8 protein-coding genes and 1 pseudogene are annotated in these 16,369 nt (G+C 61.4%); 6 read left to right on the top strand and 3 right to left on the bottom strand.

What is annotated here, in order from left to right; all coding sequences use genetic code 11:
• On the top strand, positions 1-2,052 hold the full coding sequence (locus tag CGLUCO_RS00280) for a YhgE/Pip family protein (protein ID WP_084037201.1): 2,052 nt from the start codon (positions 1-3) through the stop codon (positions 2,050-2,052).
• Between the two features lie 549 nt (positions 2,053-2,601).
• Here the strand turns inward: CGLUCO_RS00280 and CGLUCO_RS00275 are convergent.
• A complete protein-coding gene (locus tag CGLUCO_RS00275; RefSeq protein WP_232621927.1) occupies positions 2,602-8,724 on the bottom strand; it encodes a YPDG domain-containing protein in 6,123 nt (2,040 codons plus the stop codon).
• Between the two features lie 414 nt (positions 8,725-9,138).
• Here CGLUCO_RS00275 and CGLUCO_RS13095 point away from each other — a divergent pair.
• Positions 9,139-9,274, top strand: a pseudogene (locus CGLUCO_RS13095) (IS1/IS1595 family N-terminal zinc-binding domain-containing protein); the annotation flags it as partial.
• A gap of 181 nt (positions 9,275-9,455) precedes the next feature.
• Complete coding sequence (locus CGLUCO_RS00270; RefSeq protein WP_084037203.1) at positions 9,456-9,845, top strand: ASCH domain-containing protein; 390 nt, start codon at positions 9,456-9,458, stop codon at positions 9,843-9,845.
• A gap of 127 nt (positions 9,846-9,972) precedes the next feature.
• Here the strand turns inward: CGLUCO_RS00270 and CGLUCO_RS00265 are convergent, their stop codons facing one another.
• Positions 9,973-11,268: an amidohydrolase gene (locus tag CGLUCO_RS00265; protein ID WP_232621928.1), complete on the bottom strand. Its 1,296-nt coding sequence runs from the start codon at positions 11,266-11,268 to the stop codon at positions 9,973-9,975.
• 183 nt (positions 11,269-11,451) lie between these two features.
• Between CGLUCO_RS00265 and CGLUCO_RS00260 the strand changes: the two genes are divergently transcribed.
• Complete coding sequence (locus CGLUCO_RS00260) at positions 11,452-12,372, top strand: substrate-binding domain-containing protein (RefSeq protein WP_084037207.1); 921 nt, start codon at positions 11,452-11,454, stop codon at positions 12,370-12,372.
• Between the two features lie 8 nt (positions 12,373-12,380).
• Here the strand turns inward: CGLUCO_RS00260 and CGLUCO_RS13020 are convergent, their stop codons facing one another.
• Positions 12,381-12,680: an ImmA/IrrE family metallo-endopeptidase gene (locus CGLUCO_RS13020; protein WP_363325320.1), complete on the bottom strand. Its 300-nt coding sequence runs from the start codon at positions 12,678-12,680 to the stop codon at positions 12,381-12,383.
• A 961-nt stretch (positions 12,681-13,641) separates the two neighbouring features.
• Here CGLUCO_RS13020 and CGLUCO_RS00255 point away from each other — a divergent pair.
• Positions 13,642-15,255, top strand: a complete 1,614-nt coding sequence (locus CGLUCO_RS00255) for an inorganic phosphate transporter (protein WP_084037211.1) — start codon at positions 13,642-13,644, stop codon at positions 15,253-15,255.
• 152 nt (positions 15,256-15,407) lie between these two features.
• On the top strand, positions 15,408-16,289 hold the full coding sequence (locus tag CGLUCO_RS00250) for an RNase H family protein (RefSeq protein ID WP_084037213.1): 882 nt from the start codon (positions 15,408-15,410) through the stop codon (positions 16,287-16,289).
• The last annotated feature ends 80 nt before the right edge of the window (positions 16,290-16,369 follow it).

The raw sequence follows: 16,369 nt of genomic DNA, 5'->3' as shown, positions 1-16,369 counted from the left end.
ATGGGTGCATTTCATCTTGGAACAAACGCCAGGCGCTTTGGGCACGGCGTCATCCCGCCGCTCGCCTTCCTCGTGGTCTCCATCCTGCCGCTGCTGTTCGGTGGCCTATTCGTGTGGAGCTACGCCGACCCGCTCGGCAACCTGCACAAGGTGCCAGTAGCCATTGTCAACTCCGACGAGGGCGACAAGGGGCAAACCGTGGCCGACAAGCTCGTGGAATCCAACGAGATGGACTTCCACGTGGTGAGCCCCGAGGACGCCGAGAAGGGCATCGCCGACGGAACCTACTACCTGGGGATGGAGATCCCCAGCAACTTCACCGATTCGGTCACCAGCATCAAATCCGACAACCCGCACCAGGCGACGCTTGCCGTGACGCTCAACAACGCCAACGGATTTATCACCAGCATGCTGGGGAACCAGGCGACCACACTCATGGCCGACACCATCTCCACCACCGTCTCGCACGAGGTGGTGGACCAGCTGCTCGTGGGGTTCAACACCGTGGGCGAGGGGATGGACAAGGCCGTCGACGGCGCAGGTCAACTCGCCGATGGCGCAGGTCAGCTCCACGACGGCGCCGACAAGGCGAAATCCGGCGCGGGGACGCTTAACGAGAAACTCGGCGAAGCAGCACACGGCGCAGCACGTCTCGCCAGCGGTGCCGACGAACTAGACGCCGGCGCGGGGAAGCTTCACGACGGCGCCGCGCAACTCGACGGCGGTCTTGGCACCGCGCTCGACGGCGCCACGCAGCTATCCGGGGGACTCACCAAACTCCAAGGCGCCACCGCCCAGCTCGGCGACGGCGCAGGTAAAATCTCCGGCGGCGTGGACACCCTCACCGGGTTCGCCGCCGGGGTGGACGGCATCGTCGCCCAGCTTAATCAGGCAGCTGACCAGCTCGACGCGCTCCCCTACCCCGAGGCGCACGGCCTGGCCGCCCAGGTCCGCGCCACCCGCGACTCCATCACCACCAATGGCTCGCTCGGCCAGATCGCCGCCCTGCGCGACGGCGCCCACCAGCTCGCCTACCAGCTCGGCGATCCCACCGCCGACTACCGCTTAGGCATTGACCAGGCCACCCAGGGCGCACGATCGCTTGTCGACGGGCTCACCAGGCTCAAAGACGGCTCCGGCACCCTGCTCGCCGGCACCACAACTCTCACCGACGGCACCCAGCGGCTCGTGGTGGGCACCCACCAGCTTGCCGACGGAACCTCCCAACTCGCCGCCGGATCCGACCAGCTCGTCGTGGGACTGGGCGACCTGAGCGACGGCGCCGTCCGCCTCGACGACGGCGCGGGAACACTCGCGCTCTCCCTGTCTGAGGGCGCCGAGAAACTCCCCCGCTTTGACGACGACGCCACGCGCGAAGACGCCGCTACGGCCGGCAGCCACCCCGTAGGGAAGAACCTCGTGGCCGACACGCTCACCACCTTTGGCGTGGGGCTCTCCCCCTTCTTCCTCTCACTGTCCCTGTGGCTCGGCTCCCTCATCCTGTACATGGTGCTCAAACCCATCAACAGGCGCGCCATCGACTCCGGCACCTCACCTCTGCGCGCGGCGCTGACGATCATGGTCCCCGGGCTCATCGTGGGCACCATCCAGGCCCTGCTCCTCGCACTCGTGCAGACTGAACTCATCGGCATCGAACCCGCCCACCCACTGCAATATGTAGGCGCACTGGTATTCATCGGCGCCGCCTTCAACATGGTGGTCCTATCCATCTACTCCTTCTTCGGCGCCACCGTGGGCAGAGTCATCGTCATGGCGCTCATGTCCCTGCAGCTGGTCTCCTCCAACGGCCTCTACCCGCCGGAGGTGCAACCAGGGTTTATCCAATGGGTCCACACCTGGGATCCGATGCGGTACTCCACCGACCTGCTCCGCCACGTCCTCGTAGGCAACTTCCCCGGCGACCCGCGGCCGGAAACGGCCATGTGGGTACTCCTCGGCCTCCTCATCGGCGGCATCCTCATCACCGTGCTTTCCAACTACCGCGAGCGCGTCATGATGCGCAAGGACCTCCACCCCGAGCTCACACTCTAGACCCCGGTTGTATTTAAGGCCCTGGACCTGGTTTTTGCCGGGTCTGGGGCTTTTGGGGGTTTCTGGGGTTTTGGGGGTGCTAAAGCGCGGTAATCTTTCTTGAGCCTCTAATTTGTTACCGGTTTACAGTCCTCGGTTCTAACGATATCGGGGTTTCCAGAGGTGCAAGAAAACTACCGTTCTTAGAAGCGCCGATGCCATAGCGCGACACGTGGAGCACGAGTGCGCCGTTGCGCACTAACAAACACACTCGGGCTTATACGGGTTTCAGTTTATGCGCACGCCAACATGACCGGGAATGATCAGGCAAACAGTGCGCCGTTGCGCACTCCGCTCGTTGGATCGCCAGCGTGCGCGTGACCTTGAGTGCGTAGGGGATGTCACGACCCGGTGGAAACAAAGACCTATTTTTTGGCTGAAAGCGGCATGAAAGCGGCTGGTGTAAGTAGGCGGTTCAACGTGGAGGTTTAAAAACAACATGGGGAATAAGAAAAGGCGTGGCCACCAATGAGATGGTGACCACGCCTGTGAGTCTATGCAGCTGGTGAACTAGTTCTTCTTGTCGGAGGAACCGTTCATGATCGCGTCATAGATCTTGCCCTTGTCGGAGGAGGAACTTTTGTTATCCTTGCCCTGCTCCGAGGAGCCATTCTGGGTTTCTTCGGAAGAGCCGAGGATGGTCATTCCGTGGTCGAACCCTTCGGGCTGGCAGGCCTGGGCGATGAGGGTGGAGGCAAGGGCCACGATGCCGAGGGCACCGAGGGCGTAGCCAAGCGGCCTGAGCTGCTCGCCAAGCGGGGCGAACTGCTGGTTGATGGCCTGGATCTGGGCATCGATCTGGGCCTGGGCCTCGCGCATCCACTCCGGGCGATCATCGCGGCGGCCGTGGCGGCCGTGGTCGCCCCAGTTATCGTGGTGCCTGTCAAACTGCTCCTGGTACTGGCGGACCAGGGCGTTGAACTGGGCGTTGGCGGCGTTGATCTGCGGCTGGAGGGCCTGGGAGATCGGGCCGCCAATGGCCGCCAGGATGGCAACCGGCAGGAGCCAGAGGATCGGGCTGTTGGTGGCGAAGGCGTTGGCAAAGCAGCGCTGCACCTGCTCCTCGGACGAGCCGGAAGCATCCGGGTTCGGCTTCGGGGTGCTGCCTTTTCGCTGGTCGGTGACCACCACGGTGGTGATGAGCTCGTGACCATCGGGGGTGGTTACCTTGACAGGGATCTCCACCACAGAATCCTTGGCGGTCTCCGGAGGCGTGACCTGGAGCTCGCCGGTGTCCTTGTCGATGGTCGCTGTCCAACCCTCGGGGATCTTACCCAGCTCGTAGGTGTTGCCGTCCTTGTGGCCAGAGAACACCGGGATGGTGACCGTCTTGCCACTATCGGTGGTGATCACCTGCGACGGATAGGTGGGAGTGCGCTCAACAATCGGCTTGTCCGGAACGGTCGGATTGTCCGGCGTACTCGGGGTGCCACCGCCGAGGACGGTAAACACGGCGTAAGAGGTGTAGGAAGCGCTACCGTCCTTCGGCGTGACGGTGACCGGGACCTTGACGTAATCGCCAGGCTGGGCGTCCTTCGGGGCGGTGGCGGTGACGTTACCGTTATCATCAACGGATACCGTCCAGCCCTTGACCGTGGCGGGAACCTCGAAGGTGTTCTCGGTGCCCTGCGGGTCAGCCTGGTTGGTGACCTGCTCGCCCGGGTTCACGCTCTCCACCTCGTACTGAACGCGGGTGGACTCATTGTTGGGGTTGGCGGGAATTCCGGCCATCGCCGGGACGAGAGTGCTGGTGCCATCCTTGAAGGTCACCTTCACGGGGATGACAACGCTATCGCCGGGCTTGGCGGTCTTGGGTGCGTTGGAGGTCACCGTGCCGTTCTCATCGACGGTGGCGGTCCAGCCGTCAATGCCGGGCTTCCAGGAGGGATCGATCTCATAGGACGCGCCCTCGGGGAAGACGGACTTCTCAAAGACCGGAACCTCGGCGGAGGTGCCAGGCTGCTGGTCCACCTTGGCGTAGGTGGGCGGGATGTTCACCGACTTTGTCCCTACGCGGAGGACGCGGTCGACCGGATCGGCGGTCTTCACGGTGGTGGTGGTGGGGTCGCCCTGTTTCTCGCCATTGACAAGCTTCCACACCTTGGTGGTGACCTCCTCGCCGTTGGCACCCTCGGCATCGGTGATCACGGTGCCGGCTGCCAGCGTGTCATCGAAGATCACCTTGGTGTTAAACGGAACAGGTGAGGTGACCGCCTCGGTTATCTCGGTCTGCTTTTCTCCGGTACCGATGGTGATGACCTCGTCCTTAGGCTCGGTCACCACGGTCTTTGTTACCTCGCCGTCGTCTCCGAGCGTGAACTTTGTCTCACCGGGCACACCCGGATCCACGCGGTGCTCGCCTGCGGGCAGGCTCGGATCCTCCACTACCTTCACGCCATAGGCCGTGGACCTAGTCCAGGTGGGGGTTGCGCCCTTGGTGCCAACGCGGATGATCTCCGGGGTAGGCTCGGTCACCCGTTCCTGGGTGGACTGAGTGTCGGTGACCACGGAGTTTTCGATGGTGTTGGTGGTGGTGATACGGAGAACACCCGGCTTGCCGGCTTGGGCTACCTCCTGGGTTCCCGCATCCATCGACGGATCGAAGACTATCTGGGTTTCATAGGCGATATCGACATCGGTGACGGTGACATTCTTATTCGCAGTCAGCGCACCGACACGAACCTTCTCGTTCACGGGCTCTTTTGTCCGCTTGGTTGTCACTTGCGGATCGCCGCTGGGTTCGCCGTCGACAAGCTTCTGAGTGGACGTCTCCGTATCCTCACCGAGGACACCAGCCTGGACAACAACCTTTTGACCGGGGGCGAGGTCCGGGTCGACGGTGACCTCAGTGGTGAAGGGGACCGGCTTGGTGGTGGTGGTGACGAGCTCGGTGGCACCGGCCTTGGGGCCGTACTCAATGATCTCCTGGACGGCGTCCTTAGTGGTCTCCTCGCTTGTCGACGTCGCCTTCCCGCCGGTGGCCTCGAAGTTCACCGTCTTTTTCAGCTCGCCATTCTGGCCCTTCTGGACCACCCGGGTCTCGCCGGGCTTAAGGTCCTTGTTCTCGCGCAGGACCGTCTGGTAGGGCACGGGCACCGTCCAGGAGACAGAATCTTGAGCTGGCTTGGTGCCCACGACGACAACCTCGTTGACGGCCTCTTTGGTGGTCACCCACTCGCCGTTTTGAAGCTCAGCGAGACCGGGCTTGCCGACGGTTTCGGTCTTGTACGTCCCCGACTCAACCGTAGGATCGTACCTGTACTCCACCGTGAAGGGGATCGGACGGGTGGGCTGAGCAGCGACGTTGATCTCCGCAGAGCTCACGTCCGTGGTGCCATCGGCGTAGGTGACCTTCACAGGCACCGACACCATATCGCCGGGCTGGGCCTCCTTAGGAGCGGTGGCAACAACGTTGCCGTCTTTATCAAGGCTCACCGTCCACGTGCCGTGGTCGGTGGTCACCGCGTACTCGGGGTTGCCAAACTGGTTGTTATTGCCGGTGGGCTTGACCGTATCCGATGCCTCAATAGCGTACGGATCATTGGCCGACACGTTCACATCATCGGGCTTGTCCAGGTTGAGCGGGCTCGTCACCGTCTCGCCGGGGACCACCGTCTTGGGCGGGTAGACGGGCGTGGCCTCGTAGTTATTGGTGAGGTTCACCACGAACGGGGCGTACACAACGTCCGAGCTGCCATCCTGGTAGTGAACGGTGACCGGCACATCGATGTGGTTGCCCGGGCGGGCATTCGCCGGCGGGGTGGCCGTGACCTTGCCGTCCTTATCCACCGACACTTTCCAACCGTTGATGTCGCTTGGCACCTCGTACGGGGTGGTGGGCTGGAGATCGCGGACAGGCGGCTGAGAGCCTTGCGTGATATTGCTGGTCACAGCGTTGCCGGGGGTGGTAGTGGACTGGTTGTAAACCGGGCTATACACGCGGGACTGATCGCCCACCACAACCACGGTGGCGAAGGTGGTATCGGTGGAACCATCCTTGTAGGTCACCTTCACCGGGATATCTGCGGAGCTGCCGGGAACGGCCTTATCACTAATCGGGGTGGTGATAACGCCCGTTTTCTCGTCGATTTTCACCATATCCCACGTGATGTTGCGAGGCGGTGCAATATAACCGGGCTCGTTTGGATCCGTGATGATGGAGTACTTGGGCTCAGACAGCGCATGCATGCGGGTTGTATCCACCTTGCTGGTAGTACTGGTGCCCGGCTTGCCACTGACCGTGGCGTAGGACGGATCGTTGGCGTCCTTATCCGCGCCGACGACGGTGAACTCCGCCGGCACCAATGCCTTGGTGCCATCCGGGTAGCTGACGCTGACCTTGATGGTCGCGCTATCGCCCGGCTGCGCATCCTTGGGCGGGGTGGCCGTGACGGTACCCGACTCATCGACGGTCACCGTCCACCCCTGGGGGAGCTTCTTAGGAAGCTCGTACTTGGCCAGCTTTGGATCGCTGAGCTGCGTCCTAATGGTGCTCTCCACCGGGTTGCCGGCCGTGGTGACACGCTCCACGTACTCGGCGGCATCCTTGCCGTCGCCCTTGCCGTTCACGCGGAACGTGCCCGTGATGGTCTGATCGGCAACGCCGCCGGCGTAGTGCGCCACCACCGGCACGGTGAGAAACGCCCCCGGCAGCGCTGTATCCGGCACCGTGGTGCTGATAACGCCGGTGGTGGGATCAACTGCAACCTTCCAATCGCCGATGGTGGTCTCGGTTGCACCATCCTGGAACGAGTACGAGGTGGGCATTGCATCATCGGGCTTGCCACTCAGGCCGTTTTTCGGCTCAACCGGCGTGAGCGAGAGCTCATCTTTCACCACACCCGCGGTGGAACCGTAATCCGGCACCTTAATGCTGGTGACCACCTGGAACGGCGCCTCAACAACATCGGTGGTGCCATCGGGGTAGGTGGCCTTCACCTTGGGGGTAATGGAGGAGTTATTGGGGGCATCCTTGGGCGAGGTGGCATGCACCGTGCCGTCTGCATCAACGGTCACCGTCCAGCCCTCCGGGTAACTACCCGGCACGACCTCGTAACTTGTGGGTTTAACCGGGGAGCCCTTGCCCAGGATCCGCTTGAGTGCGACAGGCTGCGTAAGCTCCGCGCCCTGCAGGCCCGTGGCCGGCTCCGTGGGATAGGTCACGTCCGTGACCTGCGTGTTATTGGGCTTCACGATGGCAAGAAGCGGAATGGAATCCACCGACCCGTTGGTGTAGGTCACCTTCACCACCGGCTGGGAGAAGGTGCCCGGCCGCGGCTCGCCGCCACCAAACGGGGCTGTGACCTTCACCGTGTAATCGCCCTTGTCGGGATCGACGAACTCGGCCTTCCAGCCCGGCTGCACGAGCTCGGTATCAAGCTCCACCGTGGCCAGCTGGTTTTTAACCAGGTCCGCGATCTTATCCTTGATCCCGGTGAAGGTCACCGACTGCGCGCTGGTTGCCGGCTTGCCGTCTGTAATGCCGGAAATAATCTGCACCTGCGACGGATCATACTGCGGATCGTGGTACTTCTCATCGTCCGTGGTGATGGTGTGGGTGGAAATCTCATTGGCCTTGTTGTACCTCTCCAGCAAATCGATCGATGACTGGTAGACGTAGGTATCGTCGCCGTCCTCGTTATTCACCGGATCTGTAGCCGCTGCCTTGAGCTGCTCGAGGTTGCGGGGCAGGGCGACGGCGGTGAAGCTCACGGTGTCATCGTCCGCCCACTTTTCACCGATGAACTTAGGCCACGTGTAGTACAGGTCCTTCCCGTCCCGTCGCACCTCGCCCGCATAGCTACCCCTTTGGGTCTTGGCCGAGACCTTGATGCGTGACAGCGAGTCATCGTCGGCGTTAATCGTGCCGATCTTCACCTGCTCGCCGGGTTTGATCACGGCCTTATCCACATTTGACCAGTCAATAGTGATGGGCGAGCAATTGACTTGCTCACTCGGCCAGGGGTTGACCTGGGCCGTGACAATGGTGCTGTCGGTCTCAAAGGCTTTGAGTCTCGGGTTATCCGCTGTGTACTGGCTCTTCCACGCCGAGATGATTCCATCGGGCGTGGCCATATTTTTCACGTCGTCCTCGGAAAAACTCTCGGCCAGATTAATATTTCTCTGCCCACCACGAGTTGTGACTCCTATTGGTTTGGTGCTCTCGCGGTTGACCTTGGGGAAACCTGTATTAGTACCAAGCTCGGAGCCTTCGGCCATAGCCGGGATTTCTCCGGGGGTAACCGGAAAACGGCCCGAATCGCTCACGGTGAGGTTGGCAAAAGTGCGATCCTGAGAATTGGTGATGCGATACTGAAAGCCGAAGGACTTTTTATCCGGCAAGTCATTGCTGGGGTTGATGGTAAACAGCTCCAGGCCGGCCCTTGGCTTGGCATCCAGCGGTTTTACAAATTCGACCACACAGCTGCCATTACCGCTGATGTCAGAGACCTTCTGCTTATTTTTTTCAATGAAGGTGTCACTCTGCTTCGCGGTGATATCTTCTCCCACAAGCTCCGCCGCGAACGCCGGTGGCACAGCCGTTAGCGTTCCCAGAGCCAGGGAGATGGATGAAATGACTGAAATGACGCGCCTGCGCGGCTTCGGGGCGCTCGAACCACCTTTGGTCTCCACGGTGGATCACTCTCCTACTCGTATATTTTTTATGGATAGGGTTGAAGGTTTTGAGTCCAGACTCTTTAATATTTTACCAGGTTTTTCACAGCGCATATAAAATTAGCGGTGAGCTACCATACATCTTTTCTCAGCGGCACACGCTAGGAACCGGTTTGCAGGCGCGCAGTAGTACCGGAGGACGGCGATAAGCGCCACGAGGTGCCCCGGGAAAGGCGATGGGGAAGTCCAGCCCATCCACGGCGGAGTTGGGGTTAAGCGCCAAAACGTGTGTCTAAATAGAGTTGTTTTTAATCGTTAAGCTGGTGGAACATTGATGGTACGCTCTCGGCGTGAGGGCGTCGGGGGCTGATCCTTCGGGTTCCACCAGTTCCCGGTGCACATGTACTAGGAGCAGTATTCGATCCTTATTGGATGAGTACACCGAGACCTTACCGCCCGGTTTGTCACGGGCCAATGAAACGCAACGGAAAAACAGCCAAAGGCACCCCACGCTGGCGGTGTAAGAATCCAGACTGCGGGGTATCAACAACCAGATCACACACCGATGCCATCCACGCCACACGATTTCGCGTGTTCATGGATTGGATCATGGGCACGCGTTCGCTTGACCAGATAGCCGCCTCACACAAGCAGGGCCTGCGTACATTGACACGATGGTTTAAGCCTTTTTGGGCAGTCCAGATTCCTGCAACACTGATTGCGGGGACCCGTAATGTAGGTTGACTCCCATGCCACGCAGCCTTCTCATTTCCATTCGGCCGACGTTTGTGGAGCAGATCCTTACTGGCACCAAGACGGTGGAGCTGCGGAGGAAGAAGCCGCAGCTACGTCCAGGGGCCGCAGTACATATCTATGCGACCGCATCGGTGAAGGCCGTGGTGGCTCGTGCACAGTTGGCAGGGATCGTGTCACTGCCCCCGGCGCGCCTGTGGGAAGAGGTGGGGGAGTTTTTCCACTACTTCGCGGGGTGCAGCATCGGGCATGGCCTGGTGCTTTCCTGCGTCGAAAAGCTCGCAGAGCCCGTGACGATGGCGGAGCTGCGGGAGTGCGGGATCGCGGTGCCCCAGAGTTGGCGCTACCTCCCCCACCGTCGCAGGGTGACAGGTGAGGAAGGGTGAGTACCAAGCGTCGAGAAGCGAAAATGACTAGACCAGCGCACCGATGATGTAGTCCCAGGCGGCGGAGGTGACGACGCCAGCGATGGGTGACATGAGAAGCGGGAGCACAAATCCAAACATGGGAGCCCTACGCGGGCAAGTAGGCAAGCGCGGTGGCGGTGAAGGTTTTCACGGCCTTGGGGAGGACGGAATCATCGACGTAGAAGTCGACGGAGTGGAGGCCCCCCTCGGAGGGGGTGAAGAAGAGCATGAGGGCGGCCTGTCCCCCGTTATCCTGGACGCGCTTCATCATGTAGGAGTAGTCCTCCGAGGCGGTAAAGCGCATCGCCGGGGTGGTCTGCGGGCGGATCCCGACGGTGGTGGCGGCGTGGGCGATGACCTGGGCAAGCTCGTCGTCGGAACGAAGGGAGATGGCCTCGCCGACCGTGTCGATGTCCACGTCGCACTCGTACATCGCGGCGGCCGCTTCGATGACGGTGCGGGCACGCGTTGCCATGAACTCGTTGATCTCCGTTGTCTCACCGCGGACCTCCATCTCCAGGTGGGCACGCTCGGCGACAATGTTGCGGTTGTCTCCGGCTTCTAGCTTGCCGACGGATACTCGCGTGGAGCCACCCGAATGGCGCGAAATGGCGTACAGGTTAAGGGTTGCGGCACAGGCGGCGAGCAGGGCGTTTTTACCCTTTTCGGGGGCGCCGGAGGCGTGGGCGGCACGTCCTGAGAAGGTGACGTCGAACTTGGTGGTGGCAAGGGCCCCGGAGCTCGCCGGGGCGAAATCGTATTCAGCGAAGGGGTGGGGCCAGACGTGCTGGCCAAGCATGATCTCCACATCGTCGACAAGCCCAGCGGAGACCATGGCCTGCGCACCGCGGACGCCTTCCTCGGCCGGCTGGAAGAGAATCTTGACCGTGCCCGACCAGGAATCCTTGAGCTCCGCGAGCGCGCGGGCGACACCGAGACCCATTGTGATGTGGGCGTCGTGACCGCAGGCGTGCATGGATCCTTCGTGCGCGGAACCGTGTTCCGTTTTCTCCGTGAGGGGGAGGCAGTCGATATCGAACCGCATGCCGACGACCGGGCCGGGACCGTTGTGCAGGACCGCGACCGCGCCCGTGAGCCCCCCGGCGATGGCGCGCACGAACGCCGGATCCGCGCCCTCCTCGATGGCGCGGGCGATGGCGGCCTCATCCTCGGCGGGCGACGGGAGCCCCATGCGGGCGCTGGGGTCCGTGGCGTCCGCGCCCGTGAGAACCTCGTAGCCGAGGTGCCGTAGCTCGGTGACAATACGTGCCGTCGTGCGATACTCCAAGAAACCGAGCTCCGGGTAACGGTGAAAATCCCGCCGCCAGGAAACAAGCTGGTCCTGGAAGGCATCGACGCACGCGACGACCTTCTCCGCAGCTTCTTGGGTGATAGTAGGCATGTCCTTCCTCCTCATTGGAATGTTTTTTTCGGTGAGGTACTTTACTTCTTGTGTGCAACTTTCGGAGGAGTGGTGGCGGATCACACACGGCGCTGTGGGTGAGCGCACACCTCCTTGCCTTTCCCGAAACGCCTGCCTACCTTTGAATATAGAACGTAACTTGAACTAGGAAGGCACCCCCCAATGCTCCGGAAATCACTCGTGCTACTCACCGCAGGAATGCTCACGCTCAGCGGGTGTTCTGCTACTCCACGCGATGTCCCTGCCGCCGGATCCCGGGCGGTCACGCTCGCGCTGTCCACGGAGAAAAACCCATTCTTCCTGCAGGTGCGCTACGGGGCGCAGGCGAAGGCCAACGAGCTGGGAATCGACCTCACCGTCCTGGATGCGGGGGATGATGCGGAGGTGCAGGCCGCGCAACTCGACGACGTTTCTTCCGGCGTCGCGGTGGTGAACCCCGCAGACTCCGAGGCGCTCGCCCCCGCCGTGTCCCAGCTGAACGAGAAGGGCATCCCCGCCATCACCGTCGACCGCACCATCACAGGCGCCGACGTCGCCGCGCTCATCGACTCCAACAACACCGAGGGCGGCGCGGCCGCAGCGTCGGTTTTGGCCAAGGCAATCCGCGCCCAGGGCGAGGTCATCGTGCTGCGCGGCATCGAGGGAAGCTCCTCCAGCGCCGAGCGCTACGAGGGATTCACCCAGGCCATGGCTGAGCACCCACGCGTCCGCATCGTCGCCGCCGAGGCCGCCGACTTCGACCGCGACACCGCCCGCGACCTCGTCACGGACCTCCTTGCCGACCACCCCGACGTGGCGGGGATCTTCGCCGAAAACGACGAGATGGCGCTCGGGGCCGTGGACGCGCTCGGGGAACGCGCCGGAAAAGACGTGAAGGTGGTGGGCTTCGACGGCACCGAGGAGGGCGTGCGCGCCGTGAAGAACCGGAAGCTCGTAGCAACGATTGCGCAACAGTCCTCCGAGCTCGGCGCCACCGCCATTGAGCAGGCCGGGAAGCTCCTCGACGGCGAGGCGGCGGAGAGCGTGCACACGCCGGTGATGGTGGTCACGCGGGATAATATTGAGAAGTACCGGCCGCTGTAAGAATGGTATTAGCTGATTTCAAAACGACGGATCAGGTCTGCTCCCCAGGTACGGGGGACCTTGCCCTGGCGGCGTAAGCTCCCAACCACAATTGCGGGACTGACGGAATGATCGGACGCGCAGGTTACAATCCCCTCAGCGGTATAGGGCTGAGGGATCGCGTCTACAGCGGTACCGTCTAAAAGCGCGTTCGCCACCCAGTTATCCGCCTTACGTTCAGACTGCGGACGAGCAGCCGAATCCTTTTCACGGTCAACCCTCCTCGTCTCATAGTCCGCAGTAAGGATATGAGCCAGCTCGTGAAACAGAGTGAACCAGAAGATGTCCTCCCGCTTATAACGGGGTTGCCGTCGTACTCAAACGAAGCGCCGGAGACCTGAGAACCGGGAACCGCCGACGCTGTGGAGCATGCGCCGGACCGCTGGAACAAACGATGAAGGATCCTGGACAGATGCTGAGCGCAACGAAGAAGTGAGCTTTCCAAACCATCCCTGTCCGCATCAAGCTGCTTCTTAACCAGGTCCATTCTGCACCACCGCCAGAACAGAGAAAAGCAATCGAATCAGAACCTGCACACAGATCACGGAATGCATCGGCGCAAGCAACTCGCCCGCGGGCAAAAACCTCGCGTACCAGCTCCTGAGGATTCCTCCAGTTATGTGTGACGATCCCAGCCCTTTGTAGCCGGGAGACGCAAGGCCCAGGAAGCACGGACCCAAGTACGTTCGGCGAGCAACGTAGCGAGCCTGGACCCGGTGACGAGGGCAAGTTTAACGGCCATCTCCGGACTGGTCGGGGCGTACCTCAGGTGCTTAGTAGACGTTCCGAGCCGCATTGCCAGTCAGGTCTCCCGTCAACGCCGCCGTTCCGACCGTCAAGGACGTGCCACTTTCCGGGGTCGGCCTTTGCCAAACGTAGAAGCTCTGCGAAAGTGGAATAGTCGGTGATTTCGTTCAGGCGACGATCGCGGTTCTTTAAAGCTTGATACCCATATTTTCTTGTACAAGCTTTGTCATCTTCGAAGACCCTCCGAGTTCTTTCGTCCTTGTACCTATACTGCACCATTTACCTACTTGGTAAACAAAAGTCTGGACCGAAATTTCCCCGTTAAGACATTTTTACGATACAACGACTTCCTTAGCCCTGCGACCGCAACCACCGAGCGTCGACAAGCAAAAAATTAAGCACAGTGATAGCTAACGTTCATCTGGTGGACACCTTGGTCTTCTATGTTGAATGAGTATTCACGCATTCAGCGGAAGGAAAGCAATGTCCAATAAAGTTGAATCGTTGCCGGAGGTCGACGTCACCACCGGCGACACGAAGAAGGACTGGCGCTGGCACCTGTGCTTCGGCGGGCTGACCGCCGTCGCCCTCGTGTGGACGATCATCTGGGGCTTCGACTACGTCGCCCCGGGCGCCAACAAGCTCCTCCTCATCACAGCCATTATCTTCGCCATCTTCATGGCTTTCAACATCGGCGGCAACGATGTCGCCAACTCCTTCGGCACCTCCGTCGGCGCCGGCACGCTGTCACTCAAGCAGGCGCTGTTGGTCGCCGCGATCTTCGAAGTGTCCGGCGCGCTGCTCGCCGGCGGCGAGGTCACCGACACCGTGCGATCCGGGATCGTCGACCTGTCCGCCATCAACGGCCTCGACCCCATGGAATTCGTGTACATCATGATGTCCGCGCTTCTCGGCGCCGCGATCTGGCTGTTGATTGCCACGCGCATGGGCTGGCCGGTGTCCACCACCCACTCCATCGTCGGCGGCATCGTCGGCGCGGCGCTCACCGTCGGGTTCGTCACGCACAAGGGCGGCTGGTCGATGGTGCAGTGGGGGGAGATCGGCAAGATCGCGATTTCGTGGGTGCTGTCGCCGGTACTGGGCGGCGTGGTCGCGTACTTCCTGTTCAAATGGGTCAAAGAATCCATCCTGGTATACAACGAACACGCCGACCAGCAGCTGCGCGAAATCAAAACCCGGCGCGCCGAACTGCGGCGCGACCACAAGCAGCGCTTCGAACGGCTCGACGAACTCCAGCAGATCAACTACACCAACGCCATGGCGCGCGACGCGGCGCTTGTGGCCGAGGAAAACTACGACCCCGAACTGCTGGAATCCGACTACTACCGCGAACTGTATAAAATCAACGAAAAGCGCGACAACGTTGAGGCGCACAAAGCGCTGGAAAACTGGGTGCCGCTGCTGGCCGCGTTCGGCGCCATCATTATCGCCGCGATGATGCTGTTCAAGGGCCTGAAGAACACGCCTTTGGACTTCTCCTCGCTGCAGAAATTCCTCATCATGGGCATGGTCGGCGCCATCGTGTGGATGGCGGTGTACATCTTCGCGCGGTCGTTGAAGAAGAAGTCGTTGTCGAATGCCACGTTCCTGCTGTTTAGCTGGATGCAGGTGTTCACCGCTTCGGCGTTCGCCTTCTCCCACGGCTCCAACGACATCGCCAACGCCATCGGGCCGTTCGTCGCGGTTTTGGACGTGCTGAAGACCGGCGAGATCAACGACGAGGCCGAGGTGCCGATCGCCGTCATGATGGCGATGGGCGTGGGCCTTATCGCCGGCCTGTGGTTCATCGGCCGCTACGTGATCAAGACCGTCGGCTCCGGGCTGACGAAGATGCACCCGTCCTCCGGCTTCGCCGCCGAGCTCTCCGCCGCCGGCGTGGTCATGGGCTCCTCTCTGTTGGGCCTCCCCGTGTCCTCCACGCATATTTTGATCGGCGCCGTGCTGGGCGTGGGCATGGTGAACAAGGCCGCCAACTGGAACCTGATGAAGCCGATCGCGACGGCGTGGGTTATCACGCTGCCGATCTCCGCGGTTATCGGCGCGGTGACGGTTTCGATCCTGCGCGTGCTGTTCTAGATTATTTTTTAGCCGGGGCTCCGCATTGTTTTGCGGGGCCCTTTTTTGCCTTAGAACGGGTGTTCCGCTACGTCACTTTGGGCGTGGAAAGCACCACTTACCTTTGTTTCTAGAAGGCCCATTCCGGGCCGATAGATGAAAGGTAATTAAATATGTTTATCCCCGTAGTTCTTGACTATGCCATTCTCTCCAAGACGAACGAGGCGGTGGTTACGCTGTCGGCCCGCGGTGAGTGCCGGGCTGAGGTTTGTCGGCTTGTCGACGTCGGAAAGCTAGCGACCTCCTGGTTCCTAGACGTGGCGCTTCGCAATACGGACCACACGGTGGGGTTATATACCTCGGTTAGAAGCATTGGGGCGCTCGTTCGTGAACACCCCGAGCTGTTTAGAAACGTCCGCAGGTTTAGCACCGTGGCGCCGGTTTTAACGGAGGATTTCGCACTGGCGCGTGACAAGAAGAACTCCATAGTGGAAGAGCGCATCCGCTCCTTGGTGAACCTCCCCATCGAGGAGGGCATGGTGGTGGCGACCGACGCGTCGCTCGGCACCGGACACCGGGCAGGAATTGCCGCGGTTGCCACGCGCGGGCGGGTGCGGGCGCGGTCGTTGCTGGTGGAAAGCGTGGCCGACGCGGAGTTCTGGGCCGTGGAAATGGCGCTTACCACCTGGGCCGGAAAGACCCCGGTGCTGCACATCCTCACCGACTCCCAGATCGTGTACAAGGCGCTCAACGGCGCGGAGAAGCCCACCGGGTGCGCAACCTCCCTGCGGAAGTGCTTCAAGCGGATGGACCGCGCCGAGGTGTACGTGCACTGGGTGCGCGGCCACCGAGGCAACGTGCTCAACGAGCTGGCCAACGACGTGGCGATGTACACGCGCAGGAACGCCTGCTGGGGGCTCGTCGACACGCAAAAAGAGATGCTGGAGCGGTCGAAGGTGGAACTGAAAGCCATGCTTGTCGACCGAAAGCTGAGCGACTTCATCCCCGCAGCGCGCGGCGAGGACGCGTGGACGGCAACGGGGTACGCGGCGTAATTTGCTTGCTCCATTTTGACCCCTTTTTTCGTCTTAAAATGGGGCTTGACGCTTGCTTGCTTCTCCCGCCTAAAGAAAGG

It is taken from the genome of Corynebacterium glucuronolyticum DSM 44120 (genome assembly GCF_030440595.1).
GTDB classification, from domain to species: domain Bacteria; phylum Actinomycetota; class Actinomycetes; order Mycobacteriales; family Mycobacteriaceae; genus Corynebacterium; species Corynebacterium glucuronolyticum.
Note: the sequence above shows the minus strand (reverse complement) of the source record. Positions and strands in the feature narration are given on the sequence as shown.

Excerpts from the sequence above, each read along its gene's own strand:
- CGLUCO_RS00280 (WP_084037201.1), top strand. The coding sequence starts at position 1 with ATGGGTGCATTTCATCTTGGAACAAACGCCAGGCGCTTTGGGCACGGC.
- CGLUCO_RS00255 (WP_084037211.1), top strand. The coding sequence starts at position 13,642 with ATGTCCAATAAAGTTGAATCGTTGCCGGAGGTCGACGTCACCACCGGC.
- CGLUCO_RS00250 (WP_084037213.1), top strand. The coding sequence starts at position 15,408 with ATGTTTATCCCCGTAGTTCTTGACTATGCCATTCTCTCCAAGACGAAC.
- CGLUCO_RS00260 (WP_084037207.1), top strand. The coding sequence starts at position 11,452 with ATGCTCCGGAAATCACTCGTGCTACTCACCGCAGGAATGCTCACGCTC.
- CGLUCO_RS00270 (WP_084037203.1), top strand. The coding sequence starts at position 9,456 with ATGCCACGCAGCCTTCTCATTTCCATTCGGCCGACGTTTGTGGAGCAG.
- CGLUCO_RS00265 (WP_232621928.1), bottom strand. The coding sequence starts at position 11,268 with ATGCCTACTATCACCCAAGAAGCTGCGGAGAAGGTCGTCGCGTGCGTC.